General features: G+C 72.6%; 24 protein-coding genes. 14 read left to right on the top strand and 10 right to left on the bottom strand.

The window, feature by feature from the left end; genetic code table 11:
- Positions 1–89: 89 nt before the first annotated feature.
- Positions 90–1,958: a DNA helicase RecQ gene (gene recQ, locus OC439_RS18040; RefSeq protein WP_262014427.1), complete on the bottom strand. Its 1,869-nt coding sequence runs from the start codon at positions 1,956–1,958 to the stop codon at positions 90–92.
- Positions 1,959–2,156: 198 nt separating this feature from the next.
- Here recQ and rapZ point away from each other — a divergent pair, with 198 nt between their 5' ends.
- The 8 genes from rapZ to OC439_RS18000 all read left to right on the top strand — a co-directional run bounded on the left by rapZ (position 2,157) and on the right by OC439_RS18000 (position 9,177).
- Positions 2,157–3,053 (top strand): RNase adapter RapZ, encoded by an 897-nt coding sequence (gene rapZ / locus OC439_RS18035; protein ID WP_135244018.1) that lies wholly within the window; start codon positions 2,157–2,159, stop codon positions 3,051–3,053.
- Positions 3,050–4,054 carry a uridine diphosphate-N-acetylglucosamine-binding protein YvcK gene (gene yvcK / locus OC439_RS18030; RefSeq protein ID WP_135241181.1) on the top strand — a complete coding sequence of 335 codons (1,005 nt, stop codon included), beginning with the start codon at positions 3,050–3,052 and terminating at the stop codon, positions 4,052–4,054. Before rapZ ends, yvcK begins: the two co-directional genes overlap by 4 nt.
- A gap of 54 nt (positions 4,055–4,108) precedes the next feature.
- Positions 4,109–5,089, top strand: coding sequence for a DNA-binding protein WhiA (gene whiA, locus OC439_RS18025; RefSeq protein ID WP_018788213.1), 981 nt, complete (start codon positions 4,109–4,111; stop codon positions 5,087–5,089).
- A 264-nt stretch (positions 5,090–5,353) separates the two neighbouring features.
- On the top strand, positions 5,354–6,358 hold the full coding sequence (gene gap / locus OC439_RS18020) for a type I glyceraldehyde-3-phosphate dehydrogenase (protein ID WP_013287466.1): 1,005 nt from the start codon (positions 5,354–5,356) through the stop codon (positions 6,356–6,358).
- Positions 6,355–7,554, top strand: coding sequence for a phosphoglycerate kinase (locus OC439_RS18015; RefSeq protein WP_262014425.1), 1,200 nt, complete (start codon positions 6,355–6,357; stop codon positions 7,552–7,554). Before gap ends, OC439_RS18015 begins: the two co-directional genes overlap by 4 nt.
- The gene (gene tpiA, locus OC439_RS18010; protein ID WP_135241179.1) at positions 7,555–8,346 is read left to right on the top strand and encodes a triose-phosphate isomerase; all 792 of its coding nucleotides are present in this window, start codon (positions 7,555–7,557) and stop codon (positions 8,344–8,346) included.
- Between the two features lie 95 nt (positions 8,347–8,441).
- Positions 8,442–8,702 carry a preprotein translocase subunit SecG gene (gene secG / locus OC439_RS18005; RefSeq protein WP_091420428.1) on the top strand — a complete coding sequence of 87 codons (261 nt, stop codon included), beginning with the start codon at positions 8,442–8,444 and terminating at the stop codon, positions 8,700–8,702.
- Positions 8,703–8,832: 130 nt separating this feature from the next.
- Positions 8,833–9,177, top strand: a complete 345-nt coding sequence (locus OC439_RS18000) for an RNA polymerase-binding protein RbpA (RefSeq protein ID WP_018788218.1) — start codon at positions 8,833–8,835, stop codon at positions 9,175–9,177.
- Positions 9,178–9,242: 65 nt separating this feature from the next.
- On the opposite strand, the gene pgl is transcribed toward OC439_RS18000, so the two are convergent.
- The 6 genes from pgl to tkt form a co-directional block, all read right to left on the bottom strand.
- Entirely contained in the window at positions 9,243–10,013 is a 771-nt protein-coding gene (gene pgl, locus OC439_RS17995; RefSeq protein ID WP_262014424.1) for a 6-phosphogluconolactonase, read from the bottom strand.
- Positions 10,014–10,082: 69 nt separating this feature from the next.
- Complete coding sequence (locus OC439_RS17990; protein WP_194803176.1) at positions 10,083–11,099, bottom strand: glucose-6-phosphate dehydrogenase assembly protein OpcA; 1,017 nt, start codon at positions 11,097–11,099, stop codon at positions 10,083–10,085.
- A complete protein-coding gene (zwf, locus tag OC439_RS17985) occupies positions 11,096–12,610 on the bottom strand; it encodes a glucose-6-phosphate dehydrogenase (RefSeq protein ID WP_262014423.1) in 1,515 nt (504 codons plus the stop codon). The genes OC439_RS17990 and zwf overlap by 4 nt, the downstream gene beginning before the upstream one ends.
- 50 nt (positions 12,611–12,660) lie before the next feature.
- Positions 12,661–14,232 carry a glucose-6-phosphate isomerase gene (locus tag OC439_RS17980; protein ID WP_262014422.1) on the bottom strand — a complete coding sequence of 524 codons (1,572 nt, stop codon included), beginning with the start codon at positions 14,230–14,232 and terminating at the stop codon, positions 12,661–12,663.
- 145 nt (positions 14,233–14,377) lie between these two features.
- Positions 14,378–15,556, bottom strand: coding sequence for a transaldolase (tal, locus tag OC439_RS17975; RefSeq protein WP_194803173.1), 1,179 nt, complete (start codon positions 15,554–15,556; stop codon positions 14,378–14,380).
- Between the two features lie 16 nt (positions 15,557–15,572).
- The gene (tkt, locus tag OC439_RS17970) at positions 15,573–17,711 is read right to left on the bottom strand and encodes a transketolase (RefSeq protein ID WP_262014421.1); all 2,139 of its coding nucleotides are present in this window, start codon (positions 17,709–17,711) and stop codon (positions 15,573–15,575) included.
- Positions 17,712–17,974: 263 nt separating this feature from the next.
- Between tkt and OC439_RS17965 the strand changes: the two genes are divergently transcribed.
- The 3 genes from OC439_RS17965 (at position 17,975) to OC439_RS17955 (ending at position 20,411) form a co-directional block, all read left to right on the top strand.
- A complete protein-coding gene (locus tag OC439_RS17965) occupies positions 17,975–18,934 on the top strand; it encodes a heme o synthase (protein ID WP_262014420.1) in 960 nt (319 codons plus the stop codon).
- A 219-nt stretch (positions 18,935–19,153) separates the two neighbouring features.
- Positions 19,154–19,486: a hypothetical protein gene (locus tag OC439_RS17960; RefSeq protein WP_013287454.1), complete on the top strand. Its 333-nt coding sequence runs from the start codon at positions 19,154–19,156 to the stop codon at positions 19,484–19,486.
- A gap of 10 nt (positions 19,487–19,496) precedes the next feature.
- On the top strand, positions 19,497–20,411 hold the full coding sequence (locus OC439_RS17955; RefSeq protein WP_262014419.1) for a RimK family alpha-L-glutamate ligase: 915 nt from the start codon (positions 19,497–19,499) through the stop codon (positions 20,409–20,411).
- Positions 20,412–20,439: 28 nt separating this feature from the next.
- On the opposite strand, the gene OC439_RS17950 is transcribed toward OC439_RS17955, so the two are convergent.
- On the bottom strand, positions 20,440–21,033 hold the full coding sequence (locus tag OC439_RS17950; RefSeq protein WP_194803169.1) for a TetR/AcrR family transcriptional regulator: 594 nt from the start codon (positions 21,031–21,033) through the stop codon (positions 20,440–20,442).
- A 62-nt stretch (positions 21,034–21,095) separates the two neighbouring features.
- Here OC439_RS17950 and OC439_RS17945 point away from each other — a divergent pair, with 62 nt between their 5' ends.
- Positions 21,096–21,812 (top strand): CPBP family intramembrane glutamic endopeptidase, encoded by a 717-nt coding sequence (locus OC439_RS17945; protein WP_262014418.1) that lies wholly within the window; start codon positions 21,096–21,098, stop codon positions 21,810–21,812.
- A gap of 24 nt (positions 21,813–21,836) precedes the next feature.
- Here the strand turns inward: OC439_RS17945 and OC439_RS17940 are convergent, their stop codons facing one another.
- Together OC439_RS17940 and OC439_RS17935 are read right to left on the bottom strand one after the other, a co-directional pair.
- Positions 21,837–23,504, bottom strand: coding sequence for a right-handed parallel beta-helix repeat-containing protein (locus OC439_RS17940; protein ID WP_262014417.1), 1,668 nt, complete (start codon positions 23,502–23,504; stop codon positions 21,837–21,839).
- A 71-nt stretch (positions 23,505–23,575) separates the two neighbouring features.
- Complete coding sequence (locus OC439_RS17935; protein WP_262014416.1) at positions 23,576–24,538, bottom strand: COX15/CtaA family protein; 963 nt, start codon at positions 24,536–24,538, stop codon at positions 23,576–23,578.
- Between the two features lie 98 nt (positions 24,539–24,636).
- On the opposite strand from OC439_RS17935, the gene OC439_RS17930 reads away from it, so the two are divergent.
- A complete protein-coding gene (locus OC439_RS17930) occupies positions 24,637–25,413 on the top strand; it encodes a helix-turn-helix transcriptional regulator (protein ID WP_262014415.1) in 777 nt (258 codons plus the stop codon).
- Positions 25,410–26,840, top strand: a complete 1,431-nt coding sequence (gene sufB, locus OC439_RS17925) for a Fe-S cluster assembly protein SufB (protein WP_262014414.1) — start codon at positions 25,410–25,412, stop codon at positions 26,838–26,840. The genes OC439_RS17930 and sufB overlap by 4 nt, the downstream gene beginning before the upstream one ends.
- Positions 26,841–26,851 lie beyond the last annotated feature (11 nt).

The raw sequence follows: 26,851 nt of genomic DNA, 5'->3' as shown, positions 1-26,851 counted from the left end.
CATATGGCTGCAGAGCAATAGCGACAGCACGCACACCGGAAGGGCCCGACCCCCAACCACGAGGGGCCGGGCCCTTCCGCGCGCCTGCTTCAGGACTCGGCGAGGACGGCCAGGATCGCCTCGCCGTACTTGGCGAGCTTGTTCTCGCCGACCCCGTTGAATCGGGACAGCTCGGCGAGGGAGGCGGGCGGCTCGGCGGCGATCTGCCGCAGGGTCGCGTCGTGGAAGATGACGTACGCCGGGACGCCCTGTTCCTTGGCGGTGGCCGCGCGCCACGCGCGGAGCCGCTCGAAGACGGGCGCGGCGGCGGGGGCGAGGTCGGCGACCACAGTGGCCGCGCCCCGCGGCTTGGCGGACCGGCCCGCCGGGCGCTCGGGCTCCTTGCGCAGCGTCACGGTACGGCGGCGGCCGAGCACGTCCGCGCTGGCCTCGGTCAGCGCCAGCGTGCCGTAGTCGCCCTCGACCGCGAGCAGGCCCTCGGCGAGCAGTTGCCGCACCACGCCACGCCACTCCGCCTCGCGCAGCTCGGTGCCGATGCCGAACGTGCTGAGCGCGTCGTGGCCGTGCTGGTCGATCTTGTCGGTGTGCTTGCCGAGCAGGATGTCGATGCTGTGCCCGGCGCCGAACCGCTGGTTGCGCTCGCGGTCGAGCCGGTAGACGGTGGACAGCAGCTTCTGCGCGGCGACGGTGCCGTCCCAGGACTCCGGCGGTTCGAGGCAGGTGTCGCAGTTGCCGCAGTCGGCCACGCCGGTCTCGCCGAAGTATTCGAGCAGCTGGGCGCGGCGGCAGCGGACCGTCTCGCAGAGCGCCAGCATGGCGTCCAGGTGGGCGGCGAGGTTGCGCCGGTGCGCCAGGTCGCCCTCGGACGTCTCGATCATCTTGCGTTGCTGGACCACGTCCTGGAGCCCGTACGCCAGCCAGGCCGTGGACGGCAGCCCGTCACGCCCGGCGCGGCCGGTCTCCTGGTAGTAGCCCTCCACCGACTTCGGCAGGTCGAGGTGGGCGACGAAGCGTACGTCGGGCTTGTCGATGCCCATGCCGAACGCGATGGTGGCGACCATGACCAGGCCGTCCTCGCGCAGGAAGCGCTGCTGGTTGGCGGCGCGGGTCGAGGCGTCCAGCCCGGCGTGGTACGGCAGCGCGGGGATGCCGTTGGCGACCAGGAAGTCGGCGGTCTTCTCCACCGAGGCCCGGGACAGGCAGTAGACGATGCCGGCGTCGCCGGGGTGCTCGTCGCGCAGCAGGCTGAGCAACTGCTTGCGCGGTTCCCGTTTGGGGACGATGCGGTACTGGATGTTGGGCCGGTCGAAGCTGGCGACGAAGTGCCGGGCCTCGGTGAGCCGCAGCCGGGTGGCGATCTCGGTGCGCGTGGCCCGGGTCGCGGTGGCGGTCAGCGCGATCCGCGGTACGTCCGGCCAGCGCTCGTGCAGCATCGACAGGTTGAGGTAGTCGGGGCGGAAGTCGTGCCCCCACTGCGAGACGCAGTGCGCCTCGTCGATCGCGAACAGCGCGATCCGGCCGCGTTCCAGCAGGCCGAGCGTGGACCGCACGGCGAGCCCTTCCGGGGCGAGGTAGAGCAGGTCCAGCTCACCGGCGAGGTAGGCCGCCTCGACCCGGCGCCGCTGCGCGGGATCCTGGGTCGAGTTGAGGAACCCGGCCCGGACGCCGACCGCCGTGAGCGCGTCGACCTGGTCCTGCATGAGCGCGATGAGCGGCGAGACGACCACCGCCACGCCGTCGCGGACCAGCGCGGGGATCTGGTAGCACAGCGACTTGCCGCCACCGGTGGGCATCAGCACCAGCGCGTCGCCGCCTGTCACCACGTGTTCGACGACCTCCTGCTGGAAGCCGCGGAAGGCGTCGTACCCGAAGACCCGCCGCAACACGTCGAGCGCGTCGCCGGTCGGTGGGGAGCCGGCCGCTGCGGAGGTGGTCCGCTCGTCGGTGGGGGAGACCATCCGCGCAGTCTACGAGCGTCCCCCGACAGCGCCCGTCCGGCGAGCCGTTCCGGGGGCGGCGACATGTTCCGGTGGTCACCCCGTGGAATCCCGGGCCGGGTCGCAGCCGTTAGAGTCGCTGATTGACCATGCGCGGCCGACCGGCCGCGGCGCCACGGCTGGGGGTAGCGGGTGAGCGAGGCGCGTACAGCGGGTGACCTGGGGCGGACCGAGGGGGAGACGGCGCCGGCCGAGTCGGACACCTCCCTGGTGGTGGTGACCGGCCTGTCCGGCGGCGGGCGCAGCACTGTGGCGCGGGCGCTGGAGAACGTCGGCTACTACGTGGTCGACAACCTGCCGCAGGCGCTGCTGCTGGACATGGCCGAGCTGGCGTTCAAGGCCGGCGGCGCGGCCCGGCGTACGGCGATGGTGCTGGACGTGCGCTCGCGCGCGTTCTCCACCGACCTGGCCGGGGCGATCCGCGAGCTGCGCGAGCGCGGCTTCCAGCCCCGGGTGGTCTTCGTCGACGCCGACGACGAGGTGCTGATCCGCCGGTTCGAGAGCGTGCGCCGCTCGCACCCGTTGCAGGGCGACGGGCGGCTGGCCGACGGCATCGCGGTCGAGCGGACGCTGCTGGAGGAGGCCCGCGAGCAGGCCGACGTGATCATCGACACCAGCCACCTGAACGTGAACCAGCTGCGTCGCCGGGTCGAGGAGCTGTTCGGCGGTGAGGACGCCCGCCGGCTGCGGATCACCGTGATCTCGTTCGGCTTCAAGTACGGCCTGCCGCCGGACGCCGACTTCGTGATGGACGCCCGGTTCCTGCCGAACCCGTACTGGGTGCCGGAGCTGCGCGAGCACACCGGCCGCGAGGAGGCGGTCAGCGCGTACGTGCTGGGCCAGGAGGGTGCCGACGCGTTCGTGGCCGGCTACGCCGACCTGGTCAACGCCACCACCGCCGGGTTCGAGCGGGAGGGCAAGCGCTACCTCACAGTGGCGGTCGGCTGCACCGGCGGCAAGCACCGCAGCGTGGCCATCGCCGAGGAGCTGGCCTCCCGGCTGCGCCACTCCGGCATCGCCGCGAACGCCCAGCACCGGGACCTGGGGCGGGAGTGACCCCGACCAGGGTGGTCGCCTTCGGCGGCGGGCACGGGCTCTCGGCGTCGCTGCGGGCGCTGCGTCACTGCGTACCCGAACTGGACCTGGACATCACCGCGGTGGTCACCGTCGGTGACGACGGCGGCTCCAGCGGCCGTCTGCGCGCCGAGCGCGGCGGCCTGCCGCCGGGCGACCTGCGGCAGGCGCTCGTCGCGCTGGCGGGTGACCACCCGGCCACCCGCCGCAGCGCGGCGCTGTTCCAGCACCGCTTCGCCGCCGCCGTGCCGCCCGCGCCGACGATCGCCGCGCCGGTACCTGTGGCGGTGGGCGACTCGCTCGCCGGCCACGCGGTCGGCAACCTGCTGCTGCACGGGCTCACCGAGCTGCTCGGCGACCCGGTGGCGGCGCTCGACCACGCCGGGGCGATGCTCGGCGCGGTGGGGCGGGTGCTGCCGATGTCCCGCCAGCCGGTGGGCATCGAGGCCCGGGTCCGCGGCGCCGACCCGGAGCACCCGGACGAGGTGTCCACGGTGCGCGGCCAGCACCAGGTCGCGGTCACCCCGGGCACCGTCGAGTCGTTGCGGCTCAGCCCGTCCGCGCCGGCCGCGTGCGCCGAGGCGGTGACGGCGGTACGCGCCGCGGACTGGCTGATCTTCGGGCCTGGTAGCTGGTACACGAGCGTGCTGCCGCACCTGCTGGTGCCGGGGCTTGCGGACGCGATCGTGTCCAGCCCGGCGCGGCGGCTGGTGACGCTCAACCTGGTGGCCGAGAAGGAGACCTCGGGGCTCTCCCTGCCCGACCATCTGGACACCCTGCGGCGCTATCTGCCCGAGCTGAAGGTGGACCGGGTGCTCGCCGACTCCACGGCGGTGGGTGATCCCGCAGCGGTCGAACGTGCGGCAGAATCGCTGGGTGCCCGGCTGGTCCTCGCTCCCGTCGCCGTCCTGGACGGCACGCCCCGTCATGATCCAGCCGCCCTGGGCGCCGCGCTGGTGCCTGTCCTGCGCGCCGATCGTTAGACACGTACGTAATCACCGGCGACACGCCGGAACCGGTCCGTGAGGGGGCGCACTATGGCGATGACGGCTGCGGTCAAGGACGAGCTGAGTCGGGTCGACGTGCCCAAGCCCTGCTGTCGGCGGGCGGAGATGGCCGCCCTGCTGCGTTTCGCCGGCGGCCTGCACATCGTGTCGGGCCGCGTGGTGGTCGAGGCGGAGCTGGACACCGGCGCGGTCGCGCGCCGGCTGCGGCGGGAGATCGCCGAGGTCTACGGCTACCCGAGCGAGATCCACGTGCTCGCCTCCGGCGGGCTGCGCAAGGGCAGCCACTTCATCGTGCGGGTGGTCAAGGACGGCGAGGCGCTCGCCCGGCAGACCGGCCTGCTCGACGTGCGGGGCCGCCCGGTGCGCGGCCTGCCGCCGCACGTGGTGGCCGCGAACGTCTGCTGTGCCGTGTCGGCGTGGCGGGGCGCGTTCATGGCGCACGGCTCGCTCACCGAGCCGGGCCGCTCCAGCGCGCTGGAGATCACCTGCCCGGGACCGGAGTCGGCGCTGGCGCTGGTCGGCGCCGCCCGCCGGATCGGCATCACCGCGAAGAACCGCGAGGTGCGCGGCGTGGACCGGGTGGTGGTCAAGGACGGTGACGCGATCGCCGCGCTGCTCACCCGCATAGGGGCGCACTCCAGCGTGCTGGCCTGGGAGGAGCGGAGGGTACGCCGGGAGGTGCGCGCCACCGCGAACCGGCTGGCCAACTTCGACGACGCCAACCTGCGCCGTTCCGCCCGTGCCGCGGTGGCCGCCGCCGCCCGCGTGACCCGCGCGCTGGAGATCCTCGCCGACGACGCGCCGAACCACCTGACCTCGGCCGGGCGGCTGCGCCTGGAGCACCGTCAGGCCTCGCTGGAGGAACTGGGCGCGCTCGCCGAGCCGCCGCTGACCAAGGACGCCATCGCCGGCCGGATCCGCCGGCTGCTCGCGCTGGCCGACAAGCGTGCCCGTGACCTGGGCATCCCGGATACGGAAGCGGCAGTCACGCCGGACATGCTCGTGGTCTGATAGGACTCGGGCGGCAGTGCAACGCGAGCGGGATCACCACCCGCCGCAGCGCGACGCCGCGCGCTCGGATATGGTCGCTGCGTACGGCAAGGGGGCCGGAACAGGCGCTCCTCGCCGTGCTCACCGCCTCGGGCGGTCAGGTCTCCGGGACCGCGGCGGGGTGGCCGAGATGACATGTCGACGGCCGGCTCCAACGGTCGGCGCACACACCTCCGCCGGCCCGGGTCTGGCGCCGGCGGACCAGAACGCGAGGAGATGGGACCTGTGACCATCCGGGTTGGCATCAACGGCTTCGGCCGGATCGGCCGCAACTTCTTCCGGGCAGTGCTGGCGTCCGGCGCTGACATCGAGGTCGTGGCGGTCAACGACCTGACCGACAACGCGACGCTCGCCCACCTTGTCAAGTACGACAGCATCCTGGGCCGCCTCCCGCACGAGGTGAAGGCCACCGCCGACGAGATCACCGTGGGCGGCAAGACCATCAAGGCGTACGCCGAGAAGGACCCGGCGAAGCTGCCGTGGGGCGAGGTCGGCGCCGACGTGGTCATCGAGTCCACCGGCTTCTTCACCGACGGCACCAAGGCGAAGGCGCACCTCGACGGCGGGGCCAAGAAGGTCATCATCTCCGCGCCGGCGAAGAACGAGGACGTCACCGTGGTCATGGGCGTCAACCAGGACCAGTACGACCCGGCCAAGCACAACATCATCTCGAACGCCTCCTGCACCACCAACTGCCTCGCGCCGATGGCGAAGGTCCTGCAGGACACGTTCGGCATCAAGCAGGGTCTGATGACGACCATCCACGCGTACACGCAGGACCAGAACCTGCAGGACGCGCCGCACAAGGACCTGCGCCGGGCCCGGGCCGCCGCGCTCAACATCGTGCCGACCTCGACCGGCGCCGCGAAGGCGATCGGCCTGGTGCTGCCGGAGCTCAAGGGCAAGCTGGACGGCTACGCGCTGCGCGTGCCGATCCCGACCGGCTCGGCCACCGACCTGACCGTCGAGGTCGGCCGGGAGACCACTGTGGACGAGGTGAACGCCGCGCTCAAGGCCGCCGCCGAGGGCCCGCTGCGGGGCATCCTCACCTACAACGAGGACCCGATCGTCTCCGCCGACATCGTGACCGACCCGGCGTCGTGCATCTTCGACGCGCCGCTGACCAAGGTGATCGGCAACCAGGTCAAGGTCGTCGGCTGGTACGACAACGAGTGGGGCTACTCGAACCGCCTGGTGGACCTGGTCAAGCTGGTGGGTCAGTCGCTGTGACGATCCGTAACCTCGACGACCTGCTCGCCGAGGGGGTGTCGGGTCGGCGCGTGCTGGTGCGCGCCGACCTGAACGTCCCGCTCGACAAGCAGACCGGGGAGATCAGCGACGACGGCCGGATCCGGGCCGTCCTGCCGACGCTGAGCGCGCTGGTGCAGGCCGGCGCGAAGGTGGTCGTCTGCTCGCACCTGGGCCGCCCGAAGGGCGCGCCGGACCCGCAGTTCAGCCTCCGCCCGGTCGCCGGGCGGCTCGGTGAGCTGCTCGGTGCCCCGGTGCACTTCGCCGAGGACACCGTCGGCGACTCGGCGCGGTCCACCGTGGCCGACCTGGCCGACGGCCAGGTCGCGCTGCTGGAGAACCTGCGCTTCAACAAGGGCGAGACCAGCAAGGACGACGCGGAGCGGGGCGCGTTCGCCGACCAGCTCGCCGCGCTCGGCGACGCCTACGTGGACGACGCGTTCGGCGCGGTGCACCGCAAGCACGCCAGCGTGCACGACGTACCGGCCCGGCTGCCGCATTACGCGGGCCGGCTGGTGCTGCGCGAGGTCGAGGTGCTCAGCCGCCTCACCGGCGAGCCGGAGCGGCCGTACGTGGTGGTGCTGGGCGGCTCGAAGGTCTCGGACAAGCTCGCCGTGATCGAGGCGCTGCTGCCGACCGTGGACCGGCTGCTCATCGGCGGCGGGATGTGCTTCACCTTCCTCAAGGCCCAGGGCCACGAGGTGGGCACGTCGCTGCTGGAGAAGGACATGGTCGAGACCTGCCGCAACCTGATGGAGCGCGCGCCGGGCAAGATCATGCTCCCGGTCGACGTGGTGGTGGCCGACGCGTTCGCGCCTGATGCCGCGCACGACACCGTGCCGGCCGACGGCATCCCGAGCCACCGGCTGGGTCTGGACATCGGCCCGGAGACGGTGGCCGGTTTCGCCGCCGCGCTGTCGCAGGCGAAGACCGTCTTCTGGAACGGCCCGATGGGCGTGTTCGAGATGGCGGCGTTCGCCAACGGCACCCGGGGTGTGGCCGAGGCGATCACCAAGGCCGACGCGTTCAGCGTGGTCGGCGGCGGCGACTCGGCCGCGGCGGTGCGCGCGCTGGGCCTGGACGAGTCCTCGTTCGGGCACATCTCCACCGGTGGTGGCGCCTCCCTGGAATACCTGGAGGGCAAGACCCTCCCCGGCATCGCGGCCCTGGAGAACTGAATGGCGAGCACGACCCGCCGGCCGCTGATGGCCGGCAACTGGAAGATGAACCTGAACCACCTCGAGGCCAACCTGCTGGTGCAGAAGCTGGCCGCGAGCCTGAACGAGAAGCAGCTCACCGACGTCGAGTGCGTGGTGCTGCCGCCCTTCACCGATCTGCGTACCGTGCAGACCGCGGTGGACGGCGACAAGCTGCTGATCGGCTACGGCGCGCAGGACCTGTCGCCGCACCCGTCCGGCGCGTACACCGGTGACATCGCCGGTCCGATGCTCGCCAAGCTGGGCTGCGGTTACGTGGTGGTCGGGCACTCCGAGCGGCGGCAGTACCACCACGAGGACGACGCGCTGGTCAACGCGAAGGTGTCGGCGGCGCTGGCGAACGGGCTCACCCCGATCCTCTGCATCGGCGAGGGCCTGGAGGTCCGGGAGCAGTCGGGTCAGGTGCGGCACTGCTGCGACCAGCTCGACGGCGCGCTGAAGGGGCTCACCGCCGAGCAGGTCACCAAGGTCGTCGTGGCGTACGAGCCGGTCTGGGCGATCGGCACCGGCAAGACGGCGACCCCGGACGACGCCCAGGAGGTCTGCGGCGCGGTGCGTAAGCGCATCGCCGAGACCTACGACGAGGGCACCGCCGAGCAGGTCCGGATCCTGTACGGCGGGTCGGTCAAGGCGTCGAACGTCGCCGCGATCATGGCGCAGCCGGACGTGGACGGGGCTCTGGTCGGGGGTGCCAGCCTGGACGCGGAGGAGTTCGCGCAGATCTGCCGGTTCCCGGAGCACATCACCCGCTGATCGCTCGCTATCCTTGACGCTGCCCGTCCACCGGTCGGTGCCGCAGTGCCCGACAGGTCCGGGCAGTGATCGCAACGAGAGGACTGACCCCCGCCATGCCGATCTGGTTCGCCTACACGATGATCACGTTGCTGGTCATCACGAGCGTCCTGCTCACCCTGCTGATCCTCCTGCACCGCGGTAAGGGCGGCGGGTTGTCGAGCATGTTCGGCGGCGGCGTCAGCTCCAGCCTGGCCGGTTCGTCGGTGGCCGAGAAGAACCTCGACCGCTACACCGTTCTGGTGGGAATCGTCTGGTTCGCGTGCATCGTCGGGCTCGGACTCTGGCTGCGGCTGCAGATGGCCAGCGGCACCTGAGTCGGCGCTGAGAAGCGTACAATCTGCGCGCGGTCCGTCACGGACCGCGCGCAGTTTTGTTTCTCCGCACGTCGCCCGTCGCCCACCCCCTCCGGCGGCGGTCCCCTCCGACGACAGGGAGCGAGCAACCGTGCCCAGCAACAACGTCATCCGCGGCACCCGGATCGGGTCCGCCCCCGAGCGGTTCGACCAGCGGGTGGAGCCCGCGCCGCGCCGCCCGGTCGTCTACTGGTGCCGCCACGGGCACCGGGTCGAGTTCCTGATCGCCGCCGAGGCCGAGACACCCGCGACCTGGGAGTGCCCGCGCTGCGGCGAGCCGGCCGGCCCCGACCCGGGCGACCCGCCGGGCCGCCAGCGCGCCGAGCCCTACAAGACCCACCTGGCGTACGTGCAGGAGCGGCGCACGCCGGAGGAGGGGGAGGCGCTGCTCGCCGAGGCCCTCGACGCGCTGCGGCGGCGCCGCGGCCGCGCCTGACCCGAGGTGTCAAGAAGGGGCCCCTTCTCTACCGGAGACGTTAAGAAGGGGCCCTTCCTTACACCTCAGCGGAGGCTGCGCAGGCGGGGCGGCACGTTGGCCGCCGCGGCCCGGTCGAGCAGCCAGAGGGTACGGGAGACGCCCCGCACCCCGGCGGCAGGAAGCTGCACCGGCCCGGCCCCGGCCAGCGCCATGCCCACCGCCCGGGCCTTGTCCGCCCCGGCGGCGATCAGCCAGACCTCCTCGGCCGTGTTGATCGTCGGCAGGGTCAGCGTGGTCCGCACCGGCGGCGGCTTCGGGCTGCCCCGTACCGCGCTGACCGGCCGGTTGTCGTGGTGCACCGGGTGCTCCGGGAACACCGACGCCACGTGCCCGTCCTCGCCGACGCCGAGCATCAGCACGTCGAAGTGCGGCACGATCGCGTTCCCGGGCCGGGCGGCGGCGGCCAGCTCCCGCGCGTACCCGGCGGCAGCCGCCTCCGGGTCGTCGCCCGCGGGGCCGTCCGACGCCGGCATCGGGTGCACCCGGGCCGGGTCCAGCGGCACCGTCTCCAGCAGCGCCGCCCGCGCCTGCGTCTCGTTGCGCTCCGGGTCGCCGGCGGGCAGGAACCGCTCGTCGCCCCACCACACGTCGACCCGGGACCAGTCGACGGCGTCGCGGGCGGGTAGCTGCCCGACCGCCCGGTACACCGCCGAGGCGATCCGCCCGCCGGTCAGCACCACCGACGCCTGGCCGCGCTCGGCCTGCGCGTCGAGCAGCTTCACCACCAACCGGGCCGCCACCGCCTGCGCCAGCAGGTCGGGGTCGGCGTGTACGGCGACACTCGCCTCAGTCATCCGTCGAGCCCTCGTGTTCCGACCGCCCACCGGCGGTCACCTGTGCCTCCGACCACCCGGTCCGGGCGGTCACTCGTTCGCGGTCGCGCCCGCGTGCGCGGTCACGCCGGCCTCGGCCCGCTGGGCGGTCGCCGGATCCTTCCACACGTGCACCCGCTGGGCGGGGCGCTGGTCGAGCCCGGTGATCCCGGCCGCAGCGCCGAGCGCCTCCGCGTACACCTGGTCGGCGTCGAGGCGGCGCAGCTCCTCGGCCAGCTCGTCGCCGAGCGGCCGGCGCACCAGCGGCAGCGTGCGGTCCTCCTGCCCGGTACGCCGGAACACCGCGATGCTGTCGTCCCGGGTGAGCGTCAGCTCGTCGCCGTTGGCGCAGCGCAGCTGCACCTGACGCATCCGCGGGAACTCCTCGGTGGCGGTCAGGATCGGGTCGATGCCGAGCCGGGCGTTGAGCCAGCCGCGCATCAGCGCCGCCGTCGGGTCCGACGGGGGAGCGACCACGCTCGCCTCGGTGACCCGGGCCTGGGTGGTGTCGAACGCGCCCGCCACGAGCGTGCGCCACGGTGTGATCCGGGTCCACGCCAGGTCGGTGTCGCCCGGGGCGTAGTCGTGCGCCCGCTGCCGCAGCGCGGCGATCGGGTCGGCGGCCTGCGCCGAGTCGGTGATCCGCCGGTCCGCGACCACACCGAGGAAGTCGGTGGCGATCTCCTCCGGCGGCTCGCCGTGCCACCACGTCACCACCGGCACGTCCGGCACCAGCAGCGGCATCACCACGGACTCGGCGTGCAGGGCGAGTCGCCCGTACATCCGGGTCACCACCGCCTCGCACGGCCCGAGCCGGCCGCCCACGACGATCTCCGCGTCCAGCCGGTTGCGGTCCCGCTCGACGTCGGAGCGGACCACCACGAGCAGGCGGCACGGGTGCGCCGCGGCGGCGATGGTGGCCGCCGCCTCGGCCTCGCGTACCCGCTTCTCGTCCACCACCACGATCAGCGTGAGCGCCATGCCACTGGCCACCCCGCCCGCGCTGCGCCGTTCCGCGGCCAGCGCCTTGACCACCTCGTTGCCGGTGGTGTCCCACAGCCCGATCATGCTCTTCTCCAAGCCCGGCCCTCGCGGGCCAGCATCTCGTCGGCGGCCCGGGGCCCCCACTCACCGGCCCGGTACGGCTCCGGGGTCGTGCCCGCCCAGGCGTGCTCCAGCGGGTCGACGACCTGCCAGCTCTGCTCCACCTCGGCGGCGTCCGGGAACAGCGTCCGGTCGCCGATCAGCACGTCCAGCACCAGCCGCTCGTACGCCTCGGGGCTGGACTCGGTGAACGCCTCGCCGTACTGGAAGTCCATCGCGATGTCGCGGACCTCCATCGTGGTGCCCGGCACCTTGGAGCCGAACTTCAGCACCACGCCCTCGTCCGGCTGCACCCGGATGACGAGCTGGTTGGGGCCGAGGGACTCCATGTCGGCGGCGTCGAACGGCAGATGCGGCGCCTTCTTGAACATGATGGCCACCTCGGTGACCCGCCGGGGCAGCCGCTTGCCGGCCCGGATGTAGAACGGCACCCCGGCCCAGCGGCGGTTCTGGATGCCCAGCTTCACCGCCACGTACGTCTCGGTGGTGGAGCCGTCCGGGACGCCCTCCTCCTCCAGGTAGCCCTTGGCGCGCTCGCCGCCCACCCAGCCGGGCAGGTACTGGCCGCGCACGGTGTCCTCGGTGACGTCCCGCGGCACGGTGATCGCCTTGAGTACCTTGAGCTTCTCGGCCCGGATCTCGTCGGCGTCGAAGCTCGTCGGCTCCTCCATCGCGACCAGGGCGAGCAGCTGGAGCAGGTGGTTCTGGAGCACGTCGCGGGCGGTGCCGACGGAGTCGTAGAAGGCCGCGCGGGTGCCGATGCCGACGTCCTCGGCCATGGTGATCTGCACCGAGTCGACGTACTTGGAGTTCCACAGCGGCTCGAACAGGTTGTTCGCGAACCGCAGCGCCAGGATGTTCTGGACCGTCTCCTTGCCCAGGTAGTGGTCGATCCGGAACACGTCCTTGCTGGTGAAGACGTCGTCGACCAGATCGTTGAGGGCCTTCGCCGACGGCAGGTCGTTGCCGAACGGCTTCTCCACCACCACGCGCCGCCAGCCGCCGGACTTGGCGTTGTCGGCCATGCCGGTGCGGGCGAGCTGCTTGAGCACCACCGGGAAGGCCGCCGGGGGGATGGAGAAGTAGAAGGCCGCGTTGCCGGCGATGCCGTGCGAGTCGCGCAGCTCGTCGAGTGTGGCGGCGAGCTGGTCGAACGCCGCGTCGTCGTCGAACGAGCCGCCGACGAACTTGATGTTGCCGGCGAGGCGGGCCCACACCTCCTCCCGCCACGGGGTGCGGGCGTGCTTCTTGGCCGCGTCGTGCGCCACCGACTCGAAGTCGCCGTCGCCCCAGTCCCGCCGGGCGAAGCCCAGGACCACGAAGCCGGGCGGCAGGAGCCCCCGGTTGGCCAGGTCGTAGACCGCCGGCAGCAGCTTCTTGCGGGCCAGGTCGCCGGTCACCCCGAAGATCACCAGGGCACACGGCTCGGGGATCCGGGGCAGTCGCCGGTCCTGCGGATCGCGCAGCGGGTTCACCGGGCCACCTCCTCCTGCGTCTCGGTCCGCTGATTCCAGGTCATTGATCGTCACGTGCGTGTCCGTCCGGCCGTTTCCAGGAGCTGGGCGGCACCCGCCGCCCGCTCGGTCAGGTGCAGGCGCAGCACCGGTCGCTCCCGGCCGGCCAGGGCCCGCCGGTCGCCGGCGGCCTGGGCCGCCTGGAGCTGCGCGAAGGTGTACGGACGACCGGGCACTTCCAGATCATCGGTGACCGCACCGGTGATCTGGAGGTGCCGGCCGTGCGGGTCGGTGTGTTCCGGCCGGCGCGGTCCCCAGCCGAAGGTGACCGGACGGCCGGCGGCCCGTGCCAGCAGCGGGCGCAGCCCGGCGACCGACGCGTCGGCGAGCCGGTCGAGGTACGCGGTCACCACGAGGTGCTCCCGTTCGCCCAGCCCGTCGAGCAGCCAGCGCAGCGCGCCGGTCAGGTCGGCCGGTGCGCCGCTCGGGGCGTACACCTCGATCGCGCCCTCGACCGACGACGGCGGCCCGCTCTCCGGCGCCGCGTCGTCGTCCACCGGGTCCGGCGGCGCGGCGAACGGGTCGGTCCGCAGCGTCACCGCGGCGGTCGCCGCGGCGTAGGCCCAGGTGAGCAGGTGCGCGCCGAGCGGGCCGTTTACCGCGACGTCGGCGGCCACGCCCGGCCCGACACCGGCGCCGAGGGCACCGCCGAGACCGACTGTGAGCAGGCCCGGCCCGGTGGCGCCGGGGGAGTCGGGGGACTCCGCGACCACCGGCAGCAGCCGTCCACCGGTGGCCCGGGCGAGCAGCGCGCCGGCCCAGCGGCCCAGGCCGCCGAGGCCGGTGCCGTCGGGGACCAGCGCGATCGTGTCCCGGCCGGCGCCGGGCGCCGCGCCCAGGGCCGCGCCGAGCGCCAGGGCCGGGTTGTCCCGGTCCCGGTCCAGCGCGCCGGTGAGCGCCTCCGCCTCGTCCAGCACCTCGGCCACCGGCGCGCCGGCCAGCGCCGCCGCGACCAGGCCGGACGCGGTGAGCGCGGCCCACGGCCCGGCCACGCCGGGCTCGGCCGGGATGACCATCGCGCCCAGCTCGTCGGCGCGCGCCGCGAGGTCGGAGCCGGGTTCGGTGACCACCACGACGTGCCGGGCGGCGTCGGGGCCCTCGTCGGCCCACGCCCGCCGGTAGACCCGCAGGTGGGCGTCGGTGGTCCGGTCGAGGCCGCGCCGGGCGGCGAGCACCAGGAGGGTACGCGCCGGGCGGTCGGCGAGCGCGGCCCGGACCGGTCCCGGGTCGGCGGTGTCGAGCACTGTCAGCGGCCGGCCCAGGCACTCGGCCAGCACCTCCGCGGCGAGCGTGTCGTCGCGGGCGCCGGCCAGCACCACGTGGTCCAGGTCGCCCAGCTCGGCGGCCAGTTCGGCGAGCTGGGGGAGCAGGTCCCGGCTGCGCCGGTGGGCGTGCAGCCAGCCCAGCCGGTCGAGGGCCGCCGACTCGGCGGCGGGCCCCCAGAGGGCCGGGTCGGCGGCGGCGAGCCGGGCCGGGACGTCGTGGGAGACGAGCGTGGCGCGGGTGGACGCACCGAGGGCGTCGGCTCCGCGCACGGCCAGACCGGCGGCCATGTCCGCCCGCCCGGCCAGCAGGTCACTCACGGTGCCGCCTCTGTTCGCGACTGCGGGGCTCGCAACCCCGGCTCACTCCTCGCGCTCACGGCATCCCCTCACCCGTGTCACCGCTTCCACGGTACGGCGCGACGCGTCCCGGGGCCGGGCCCCGGGACGCGTCGGACGCCGTCTGTCACGCGTTGCCGCCGGCCTGCTGCGCCGCCTGCGCGTTCTTCCCGGCGGCCCGGTGCGGGCTGCCCGAGCCCTTGGCCGCCTCGGCGAGGGACTTCTTGACCCCCTCCAGCAGCTCCACCCAGCTCGCCTCGAACTTCTCCACGCCCTCGCGCTCCAGCGTGGCGATCACGTCGGACAGATCCACGCCCACCGCCAGCAGGTCGTCGAAGACCTGGCGGGCGTCGTCGTACGCGACGGTGACGGTGTCCGCCTTCGTCTCGCCGTGCTCGGCGTAGGCGTGGATGACCGGCTCCGGCATGGTGTTGACGGTGCCGGGCGCGATCAGCTCCTCGACGTAGATGACGTCCCGGTAGTCCGGGTTCTTCGTCGAGGTGGAGGCCCACAGCGGGCGCTGCGGGTGGGCGCCCGCGTCGGCCAGCTTCTGCCAGCGCGCCGAGGAGAACACCTCGCCGTAGCGCTCGTACGCCAGCCGGGCGTTGGCGACCGCGGCCTTGCCGCGCAGCGCCTTGGCCTGGTCCGAGCCGATCTTCTCCAGCCGCTTGTCCACCTCGGTGTCGACCCGGGAGACGAAGAACGAGGCGACCGAGCCGATCTTCGACAGGTCGTGCCCGTTGGCCTTCGCCTGCTCCAGGCCGGCCAGGAAGGCGTCCATCACCTGCGAGTACCGGTCCAGGCCGAAGATCAGCGTGACGTTGACGCTGATGCCCTCGGCCAGGGTCGCGGTGATCGCGGGCAGGCCCTCCTCGGTGGCCGGGATCTTGATGAACAGGTTCGGCCGGTCGACCAGCCACCACAGCGCCTTGGCCTCGGCGACGGTCTTCGCCGCGTCGTGCGCCGAGCGCGGGTCCACCTCGATCGACACCCGGCCGTCCACGCCGCCGCTGACGTCGTACGACGGGCGCATCACGTCGCAGGCCCACCGCACGTCGTACGTGGTGAGCATGCGGACCGCCTCCTCGACGTCCACGCCGCGTACGGCGAGGTCACGAAGCTGCCAGTCGTACTCGTCGGCGTCGCTCAGCGCCTTGGCGAAGATCGTCGGGTTGGTGGTCACTCCGGCCACGTGGCTCTCCCGGCGCAGCTTGTCCAGCCCGCCGGAGGTCAGCCGTACCCGGGAGAGATCGTCGAGCCAGATCGCCACACCGGCGCCCTGGAGGTCCTTCAGCCTGTCCGTCATGCCGTCCACGCTCCCCTCAGTTGCCGGTCGTGAAACCGGTGATGTCGCCCACCCGGGTCAGCGCCGCGTGCGCGGCGGCCACGATCCGGTCGGGGGTGAACCCGAACTGCTCGAAGAGCACGGTGTGCGGCGCGCTGGCGCCGTAGTGCTCGATGCTCACGCATTCGCCGCTGTCGCCGACGATCGCGCGCCACGACATCGCGATGCCCGCCTCCACGCTCACCCGTGCCTTTACCCCGCGAGGCAGCACCGACTCCCGGTACGCCTCGTCCTGGGCGAAGAACCACTCCTGGCAGGGCATGGAGACGACCCGGGTGGGGGTGCCGTCGGCCTCCAGCCGCTCCCGCGCGGTGAGGCAGAGCTGCACCTCCGAGCCGGTGCCGACGAGGATCACCTGCGGCTTGCCGTTCGACGCCTCGGCCAGCACGTACCCGCCCTTGGCGACGCCCTCGGCGCCGGCCAGGTCGGTGCGGTCGAACGTCGGCAGCGCCTGGCGGCTGAGCGCCAGCGCGGTCGGCCGGTCGGTGTGCTCCAGCGCCTGCCGCCACGCCCAGACCGTCTCGTTGGCGTCGGCCGGGCGGACCACGTCCAGGCCGGGGATGGCCCGCAGCGCGGTCAGGTGCTCGATCGGCTGGTGCGTCGGGCCGTCCTCGCCGAGGCCGATCGAGTCGTGCGTCCAGACGTACGTCACCGGCAGCTTCATCAGCGCGGCCAGCCGTACCGCCGGGCGCATGTAGTCGCTGAACACCAGGAACGTGCCGCCGTACGGGCGGGTGCCGCCGTGCAGGGCGATGCCGTTGAGGATCGAGCCCATGGCGTGCTCGCGGATGCCGAAGTGCAGCGTGCGGCCGTACTCGTCGCCCGGGAAGTCCTTGGTGGCGTGCGCGGCCGGGACGAACGACGGCTCGCCCTTCATCGTGGTGTTGTTGCTCTCGGCCAGGTCGGCCGAGCCGCCCCACAGCTCGGGCAGCACCGGCGCCAGGGCCTCCAGGATCTTGCCGGAGGCGGCCCGGGTGGCGACGCCCTTGGCGTCCGCCGGGAAGGTCGGCAGCGCGTCGGTCCAGCCGGTCGGCAGCGTACGGGTGGCCATCCGGTCCCACAGCGCCTTGCGCTCCGGGTTGGCCTGCGCCCAGGCGTCGAACCCGGTGGTCCACTCGGCCTGCTCCTGCGCGCCGCGCTCCAGCACCTGACGGGCGTGCTTGAGCACCTCCTCGTCGACCTCGAAGGTGCGCTGCGGGTCGAAGCCGAGGATCTCCTTGGTGGCCTTGACCTCGTCCGCGCCGAGCGCCGAGCCGTGGATCTTGCCGGTGTTCTTCTTGTTCGGCGCGGGCCAGCCGATGATCGTGCGCAGCGCGATGAACGACGGCCGGCCGGTCTCCGCCTTGGCGGCCAGCAGCGCCTGGTACAGCGCCTCCACGTCCTCGTGGTAGTCGCCCTGGTCGGCGTCGCCGCGGCGCCAGTCGACGGTCTGCACGTGCCAGCCGTACGCCTCGTAGCGGGCCGCCACGTCCTCGCTCTTGGCGATGCGGGTGTCGTCCTCGATCGAGATCTCGTTGTCGTCGTAGATCACGCAGAGGTTGCCGAGCTGCTGGTGACCGGCGAGCGCGCTGGCCTCGTGGGTGATGCCCTCCTCGATGTCACCGTCGGAGGCGATGCACCAGATGTCGTGCCGGAACGGCGAGTCGGCGCGGTCCGGCTCGGGGTCGAACAGGCCGCGCTCGCGGCGGGCCGCCATCGCCATGCCGACCGCGTTGCCGAGGCCCTGGCCGAGCGGCCCGGTGGTGGTCTCCACGCCCGGGGTGTGGCCGTGCTCCGGGTGGCCCGGGGTGAGTGAGCCCCACTGGCGCAGCGCCTTGAGGTCGTCCAGCGCCAGCGGGTAGCCGGAGAGGAAGAGCTGGATGTAGAGCGTCAGGCTGGAGTGCCCGGCCGACAGCACGAACCGGTCGCGTCCGGCCCAGTTCGGGTCGGCGGGGTTGTGCCGCATGACCCGGTTGAAGAGCAGGTACGCCACCGGGGCGAGGCTCATCGCCGTCCCCGGGTGGCCGTTGCCGGATTTCTCCACGGCGTCCATGGCCAGCACGCGGACCGTGTCGACGGCCCTGCGGTCGAGGTCGGACCAGTTGAGAGCGGGAAGCTCGGGTCGGTTGGCAGCCACGATGGTTGTGCTCCTCGGCAGATGGGCGGAACCCTCACTGATGACCCTATCGAGCGGTGCTAAACGTCCGCCCGGGGATCTCAGCATGCTGTTCTGTACGGATCGCGGCCGTCCGGTCGTTCAACCCCAGGTGTGACGGCTCGCACCGTTGCCGGGTCCACGGGGCAGCGAAAACGACGCCGCGTAGTGTGTGGGGCGGTGTGTGGACCCGCAGCGGTCCGGGCCGAACGACCTCCCCCGCCGATGCCGGAAGGTGGCAATCCGTGAGCATGATCACCGAGCGCCCCGTCAGCAACCCTGCCGGGCAGTCGCCGGTGGGCGCGGTGGCGGAGGCGCCGGCGAGCGGCCGGCGGGACGTACGCGCCGTGGTGGCGGCGTACGTGACGCTGACCAAGCCGCGGATCGTCGAGCTGCTGCTGGTCACCACCGTGCCGGCGATGATGCTGGCCCACGGCGGGATGCCGTCGCTGTGGCTGGTCGCCGTGGTGCTGGTCGGCGGGTCGCTCGCGGCCGGCGCCGCGAGCGTCATCAACTGCTACATCGACCGCGACATCGACCAGCTCATGCGGCGTACCAAGCGCCGCCCGCTGCCCGCGCACACGGTGTCGCCGCGCAACGCGCTGATCTTCGGCCTGGTGCTGGCGGCCGTGTCGGTGGCGCTGATGGCGGCGGCGACGAACTGGCTGGCGACGGTGCTGACGCTGGCCGCGATCGCCTACTACGACCTGGTCTACACGCTGTGGCTGAAGCGGACCACGGCCGCCAACACGTTCTGGGGCGGCATCTGCGGCGCCGCGCCGGTGCTGATCGGCTGGGCCGCTGTCACCGGCACGCTGGCGCCGGCCGCGTGGGGCCTGTTCGCTGTGGTCTTCTTCTGGCAGATGCCGCACTTCTACGCGCTGGCCATCAAGTACAAGGCCGACTACGCCCGCGCCGGGGTGCCGATGCTGCCGGTGGTGGCCTCGGTCCGGCGGGTGAACGCGGAGATCATCGGCTTCTCCTGGCTGACTGTGCTCTCCTCGCTGGCGGTGTGGCCGCTCGGGATGAGCCCGATCTACGGGGTGACCGCGCTCGTGGTCGGCGGGATCTTCCTCGTCGAGGCGCACAAGCTGTGCCGGCGCGCGACGCGCGGCGAGGCGGTCAAGCCGATGCGTCTGTTCCACTGGTCCACCACGTACCTCACGATCCTCTTCGCGGCGGTCGCACTCGACGCGCTGCTCTGACCCGCCCGTCCGGCGGTTCATCAGAAACTTTTTTCGCTCTTCCCCGGACGTGTTCAACCCGGACAGATTGTGACGATCCCGCCCGTCCGCTTCGCCCAGATATAAGCGACATGTGCGGGCGAATTACCTGTGGTTCTTCTTAAACCGATGGGTAATTGGCATCACATTCAGTTCATGGTTCTCGCACATCCGGGTGGAACTCTGCTTAGGCTTCGCGTCATGGCAGATGGTTCCGATACGACGCTGACGGCTGACAAGACCGCCGAGCAGGCCCCCAACGGCCTGGTCGCGGGCATCAAGTCGTTCGCCGCCGGACACGGCGGCGCGAAGGCGGTCATCGAGTACGTCGGCAAGCGCGGCGCACGGATCGTCCTCGTGGGTTCCGACGGGGTATGGGCGGACCAGTTCGCCGACGGCACGGACGTCGCGCGGCAGGCCTGCGCCAAGGCCGGGGTCGACGTCGAGAACGCCTGGGAGCGTGAACTGATGGACCAGATGCGTCCGAGCAACGACCTGTGGCGGTCGATGGCCCGGCGCACGATGGCCCGTTGACATATACCGAATGACCAACCACCACCAGTCGGCCCGGGGGAGACCCCGGGTCGCTTTCGTCACCTGCGCCGAACTGCCCGACCTCGACCCGGACGACCGGCTCGCGCTCGGCCCGCTCGCCGCCCGCGGCGTCACCGCCGAGATCGCCGTCTGGGACGACCCGGCAGTCGACTGGTCCGGGTACGACCTGGTCGTGCTCCGCTCCCCGTGGGACTACGCCCTGCGGCGGGACGAGTTCGTGGCCTGGGCGCGTACCGTGCCGGCCCTGGTCAACCCGGCCGACGTGGTCGCCTGGAACACCGACAAGCGCTACCTGTCCGAGCTGGCCGCAGCCGGAGTGCCCACCGTGCCGACCGAGTGGGTCGAGCCCGGGCGGGAGTGGACGCCACCGGCGGGCGGTGAGTACGTGATCAAGCCGGCGGTCAGCGCCGGCAGCCAGGACACCGGCCGCTACGACCTGACCGACCCGGAGCATCGCGAGCTGGCGCCGGCCCACGTGCGGCGGCTCTCCGACGCCGGGCGGGTCACCATGGTCCAGCCGTACCTCGACGCGGTGGACACCGCCGGGGAGACCGCGCTGCTGTTCCTGGCCGGGCCCGGCGGCCTGGCGTTCAGCCATGCGATCCGCAAGGGTCCGATGCTGACCGGGCCGGACCTGGGCGAGGCCGCGCTCTACAAGGAGGAGCGGATCGACGCCCGCGTCGCCACGGCGGAGCAGCGCGCGGTGGCCGAGAAGGTGCTCGCGGTAGTGCCCGGCGGCCCGGACCGCCTGCTCTACGCCCGCGTCGACCTGATCCCCGGCCCGGACGGCGCGCCCGTGCTGGTCGAGCTGGAGCTGACCGAGCCGAGCCTGTTCGTCGGGTACGCCGACGGTGCGCCGGACCGGCTCGCCGACGCGGTGCTCACCCACCTGGCCCGCCACTGACCCGGATGGGCCGGGGGAGCCCGGCTGGCTAAGCGCCGGCCGGTGCGAGCCGGGCCAGGTGCGCGTCGATCTCCGTGCGGGCGTCCGCCGGGTCCAGTCCGGTGGTCAGGATCCGTACTGTGACGCCGTCCAGCAGCGTCGCCAGCGCGGCGGCCTCGGCCCGCGCGTCCACGTGCCCGGCGATGCCGCCGGTGGCCCGGCCGAGCGTGAGCAGCCGCTCGACGTTGGCCCGCATCTGCGCCTCGCTCTCCGCCAGGATCGCCGCGACCTGCTCGTCGACGAGCGCCTCGGCGGTGAGGACCAGCCAGACGCGGGCCTCGAAGGCGCGTTCGGCGTCCAGCGGGACGAGTTGCCGTACCGCCTGCCGGATCACCTCCGGAGTGACCGGGTCGGCAGGGATCGTCCGGGCCCGCGCCACCACGCGCCCGGCCAGGTGGTCCATGGCCGCCCGGACCATCAGTTCCCGGGTCGGCAGGTAGTGCTGCGCGGTCGCCAGCGGCATGCCGGCCTCGGCGGCGACGGCGCGCACCGTCATCCCGGCCGACCCCGCGCGCGCCAGTACGACGCACGCCGCCGCGCCGAGATGACGCCGCCGCTCCTCGTGGTCCACAACCTTGGGCACGAGGTGATCATAGATGGTCGGTCATTTGACCGATATAGGTCGGCCGCCTAACGTTGCCCGGCATGACCGCACCCCTCACCGACCCCGCACGCGACACCCGCCGGTTCAGCTACCTCGACATGGCGCTCGTGCTCGCCGTCGGTGTCGGCCTGGCCAACTCGGCGGTCGCGGACCTGCTGGCCCGGGGACCGGAGCGGCTGGGCATGCCGGAGACGGCGGCGTCCACCATCGCCTGGGCCCTGATCAACGGCACCCAGCTCGCCGTCGGCCTCGCGGTGGTGCGCCACCGCTTCGGCGAGATCGCCAGGCCGCTGCGACTCGTCCGTCCCGCGCGCCGCCAGGTGGGTGCCGCGGTCGGCTGGGGCCTGGCCAAGGCCGCACTCACCCTCGCGCTCGTGGTGGCGCTGCCCGCGGCGCTCGTCGAGGGTGGCGGCGGTGAGGGCGGCTACCCCGCCGGAAGCCTGCTCGCGCAGTTCGCCTTCGCGTTCGCCTTCGGCGCCGTCGTCTCCCCGCTCTACGAGGAGATCCTCTACCGGGGTGTCTTCTACCAGGGGCTGGCCGCGCGGCTGCCCGCGGTGGCCGCCGTGGTGCTGTCGGCGGCCTTCTTCGCCGTCGTGCACCTGCCCCGGGTGTTCAACACCGTCAGCGCGCTCTTCGCCGGGCTGCTGTTCGCCTGGCTGCTGCACCGGCACCGCAACCTCTGGGTGCCGATCCTCGCCCACGCCGTCAGCAACGGGACGCTCGTCGCGCTGGCGTTCGCCGCCGAGGCGTCCGCCTGACCGCCGGAGACGGCGACAGGGCGCTCAGTCGCGGTCGCTGTGGTTACGTGCCCAGCGGCCGCCGATCGGCGGCGTGTCCAGCCGCAGCGCGGCCTCGGTGCCGGCCAGGTCGTTGTCCTCGAACGCGCACGAGACACAGCTGCCCGCCTCGGTGACCCAGATGCCGTACGCCTGGGTGTCGGCGTCCCGGTGCCAGATCCGGTTGCCGCGCACGGTGGCCGAGTCGAACGGCGCGGCGATCGTGATGCCGCCGCACGCCGGTGGCGAGTCCGGCAGCTCGTACGCCGTGCCGGGCCCCGGCGTGGCGGCGCTCCAGCCGGTGGAGCCGTCCGGGCGCACCTCGGCCAGGGAGAGCCGGTCGGCGCTGTTGTCGGACACCACCGCGTCGCGGGAGCCGACCCGCACCACCTTGCCCCGGTGTCCGCCGGCCGGCCAGCCGGCGTTGCCGTCGGTGACCTCGCGCGGGCCGTACCGCACCGCCTCGCCGGAGCCGGAGCAGGCCGGGGCGGAGCGGCGGCCGTTGTCCCGGATCCGGTTCCCGACGATCGACGTGTCCAGCATCGGCCGGTCGATCCGGATGCCGTCCAGCGCGTTCTCCCGGATGTCGTTGTCCTGGATCACCACGTCGGCCGCCGCGCCCCGGTAGCCGTGGCCCAGGTCGTGCTCGTGGTAGCCGAAACCGCCGTTGCGGCTGATCCGGTTGGCCTGGACCGCGTACGGGCCAGGGGTGTTGCCCATGCTGATGCCGTCGCCGACGTTGTAGTCGATCACGCAGCCGGTGACCAGGCCGCCGCGCCCGGCCACGCCGGCGGTGCCGTTGCCCGACACGTCGAAGCCGGCCTCCAGGTTGTTGGTCATGGTGCAGGCGGAGACGATCAGCCCGTCCGCGCCCCAGTCGGAGATGCCGAACCGGTTGGCCTGGCTGTGGCAGCTGACGATCCGGATGCCGCGCGGCGGGGTCCAGTAGTCCTTCTGCAACTCCAGGAAGATGCCGTTGGTGCCGTTGCCGACGGTGGTGCAGTTGGCGATGGTGAGGCGCTCCACGTCGCCCCAGCCGCCGATGCCGACGCCGATCCCCGCGCCGCCCATCTGGTCGCCGTTGTCCAGCCGGCCGCATCCCACCACGACCACGCCGTCGATCAGGCTGTCCTGGAGGAAGTCACAGCCCAGACCGGTCGCCCCGGTGTGGTGGATGTAGAGGTTGCGGAACACGCCGCGCACCACGTACTGCAGGCCCAGCCCCTTGGCCAGGTAGTCGTAGGACGTCTGGGCCACGCCGGAGCCGTCGATCTCGAAGTCGGCGAACGAGCAGTCGGCGATGTGCCGGTCCCGGTCCGCGCCGTGCTGCACGGTGGTCCAGAAGGCGAGCGGGACCGGTTCGCTGCGGTTGCCCTCGTTGCTGAGCAGGAAGCGGGTCGCCGCCGGTCCGGCGCCGATCAGCGAGACGCCGCTGCGCCAGACGGTGCCGGCGTCGCGGATCGAGTAGAGGCCGGGCGGGCAGTAGATCACCCGGGCCCGGCCGTCGGCGTCGTACCCGGCGCCGAGGCGGTCCACCAGCGCCGCCAGGGCGGGCTGGTCGTTGGTGACCCCGTCGCCGGTGAGGCCGTACTCGCGGGCGTCGCACCACAGCGGCGCGCCGGCGACCGGGGTCAGCCGTTGCGGGGTGGTGGTGGCGAGGCTCTTGCGCGACACGGGAGCTCCCCTCGGGCGGACGGGCGGTGGCCCGTGCCGCTTTCCCGCTCCCGCCGCGCGGTAACGCGCGCTCAGGCGGCGGCGCCCACCCGTTGCGCGGCGGGCGCGGCCGGGGCCTCCGGGGTGGCCGGGAGCCGTTCCCGGGTCGCGAAGAGCACGCCCAGCGTGGCCAGCAGCACCAGGCAGGAGCCGAGCATGTGTGCGCCGACCAGCACGGCGGGCAGGTGGGTGAAGTACTGGACGAAGCCGATCACGCCCTGGCCCAGCTCGACCGCGATCAGTACCGCGGCGGCCCGGGCCGCCCGCGCCGCGCCGACCGCCCGGAACGCGAAGTACAGCGCCACCGACAGGCCGATCAGCAGGAAGACGCCGTCGGCGTGCACCTGGGAGATCGCCGCCGGGTCCAGGCCGTTGCGGGCCGCGCCGTGGTCGCCGGCGTGCGGTCCGCTGCCTGTCACCCAGGTGCCGACCACCAGCACCGACGCGCTCACCGCCGTGGTGATCCAGGCGAGGGTACGCAGCGGCGCCGGCACGGTCGGGGACACCGGCCCGTCCGGGTCCTTGATGCGCCGCCAGAGCGCGTACGCGGCCGCGATCACCACCATCGAGGCGAGGAAGTGCAGCCCGACCACCCACGGGTTGAGGTCGGTGAGCACCGTGATGCCACCGAGGACCGCCTGGGCGGGGATGCCGAACAGCACGCCCACGGCCAGCGGCAGTGTCCCGCGGCGGCGCGGACGATGCGCCAGCACGGCCAGCACCACGGCGAGCCCGATGATCCCGACCGCGAAGGTGAGCAGCCGGTTGCCGAACTCGATCACCCCGTGCACGCCCATCTCGGCGGTGGTGGTGTAGGAGTCGTCGGTGCACCTGGGCCAGGTGGGGCAGCCGAGGCCGGAGGCGGTGAGCCGGACGGCCCCGCCGGTGACCACGATCGCGACGTTCGCGATGATCGAGGCGAGCGCGAGGCGGCGCAGCAGCGTGGCGGAGACCGGAAACCGGACGGATCGCTTCACGAAGCGAATCCTACGCACCGTAGTTGATCCCGATCGGGTGACTCCGGCACCCCGGTGGTCGGAATCACCGGACCCCGGGTTTGCGGGCCCCCAGCGAATTACGTAACGTTGGCGTTGTGAAAAACGCGGCGGCGCTCTCCCGAACGCCGGTGACCGGTCCGGTCGCCGGTGGTTCGCGCGCACGTCGCGGCGTACCGCCCGGCGAGCGGGAGGCCGCACCGGCCGACCTGTCGACCCGCGACCGGGTCACCCAGCTGCTGCTGGAGCGCGGTCCGACCACCGCCGCGCAGCTCGGCTCGGCGCTCGGCCTGAGCCCGGCCGCGATCCGCCGGCACCTCGACGCGATGCTCGCCGACGGTGACGTGATCGCCCGCGAACAGACCGTCCACGGCAGCCGCGGGCGCGGGCGACCGGCCAAGGTCTTCGCGCTCACCGAGGCGGGCCGCGGCCGCTGCGGCACCCACCACTACGACAACATGGCCACCGCCGCGCTGCGGTGGATCGCCCGCACCGGCGGCACCGAGGCGGTCGCGGCGTTCGCGGCCGAGCAGGTCTCCGCGCTCGAGGCCCGCTGCCGGTCGGCCATGGAGGACGCCGGAGACGCCCCGCTCGCGCGGGCGGAGGCGCTCGCCGGCGCGCTGACCGCCGAGGGTTACGCTGCCAACGCGTCCACGATCGCCTCCGGCGGCCAGCTCTGCCAGCACCACTGCCCGGTGGCGCACGTGGCCGCCGAGTTCCCTCAGCTGTGCGAGGCCGAGACCGAAGTGATCTCCCGTCTGGTCGGCACTCACGTACAGCGCCTGGCCACCATCGCGCACGGCGACGGCGTGTGCACCACGCACATTCCCGCCCAGTCCGGTTCCACCGTCACCACTGTGAGGACAGATAGATGACCGAGCAGATCGTCCAGCCCCTGACCCAGGAGGAGCAGCTCGCGGCCCTCGGCCGGTACGAGTACGGCTGGGCCGACCCCGACGTCGCCGGGGCGTCCGCCCAGCGCGGCCTCAGCGAGGCGGTGGGGCGGGACATCTCGGCCAAGAAGAACGAGCCGGCCTGGATGCTCGACCTGCGGCTCAAGGGCCTGCGGCTGTTCGGCCGCAAGCCGATGCCGAACTGGGGCGCCGACCTCACCGGGATCGACTTCGACAACATCAAGTACTTCGTGCGGTCCACCGAGAAGCAGGCCACCTCCTGGGAGGACCTGCCCGAGGACATCAAGAACACCTACGACAAGCTCGGCATCCCGGAGGCGGAGAAGCAGCGCCTGGTCGCCGGTGTCGCGGCGCAGTACGAGTCCGAGGTGGTCTACCACCAGATCCGTGAGGACCTGGAGGAGCAGGGTGTCGTCTTCCTGGACACGGACACCGCGCTCAAGGAGCACGAGGACCTGTTCAAGGAGTACTTCGGCACGGTCATCCCGGTCGGCGACAACAAGTTCGCCGCGCTGAACACCTCCGTCTGGTCCGGTGGCTCGTTCATCTACGTGCCGAAGGGCGTGCACGTGGACATCCCGCTGCAGGCCTACTTCCGGATCAACACGGAGAACATGGGCCAGTTCGAGCGGACGCTGATCATCGTCGACGAGGGCGCGTACGTGCACTACGTCGAGGGTTGCACCGCGCCCATCTACTCCTCCGACTCGCTGCACAGCGCCGTCGTGGAGATCATCGTCAAGAAGAACGCCCGGTGCCGGTACACGACCATCCAGAACTGGTCGAACAACGTCTACAACCTGGTCACCAAGCGCGCCGTGTGCCACGAGGGCGCGACCATGGAGTGGGTCGACGGCAACATCGGCTCCAAGGTCACCATGAAGTACCCGGCGGTCTACATGACCGGCGAGCACGCCAAGGGCGAGGTGCTCTCGGTGGCCATGGCCGGCGAGGGCCAGCACCAGGACGCCGGCGCCAAGATGGTGCACGCCGCGCCGCACACCTCCTCGACCATCGTGTCGAAGTCGATCGCCCGGGGCGGCGGCCGCACCTCGTACCGCGGTCTGGTGCAGGTGCTGGAGGGCTCGACCAGCAGCAGGAGCACGGTCAAGTGCGACGCGCTCCTGGTCGACACGATCTCCCGCTCCGACACCTACCCGTACGTCGACATCCGCGAGGACGACGTGTCGATGGGGCACGAGGCGACCGTCTCCAAGGTCAGCGAGGACCAGCTCTTCTACCTGATGAGCCGGGGCCTGAGCGAGGACGAGGCGATGGCGATGATCGTGCGCGGCTTCATCGAGCCGATCGCCAAGGAGCTCCCGATGGAGTACGCGCTGGAGCTCAACCGCCTGATCGAACTCCAGATGGAGGGCGCGGTCGGCTGACGCCGGCCACC

Source organism: Micromonospora sp. Mcm103, from assembly GCF_024519755.1.
GTDB classification, from domain to species: Bacteria; Actinomycetota; Actinomycetes; order Mycobacteriales; family Micromonosporaceae; genus Micromonospora; species Micromonospora aurantiaca.
Note: the sequence above shows the minus strand (reverse complement) of the source record. Positions and strands in the feature narration are given on the sequence as shown.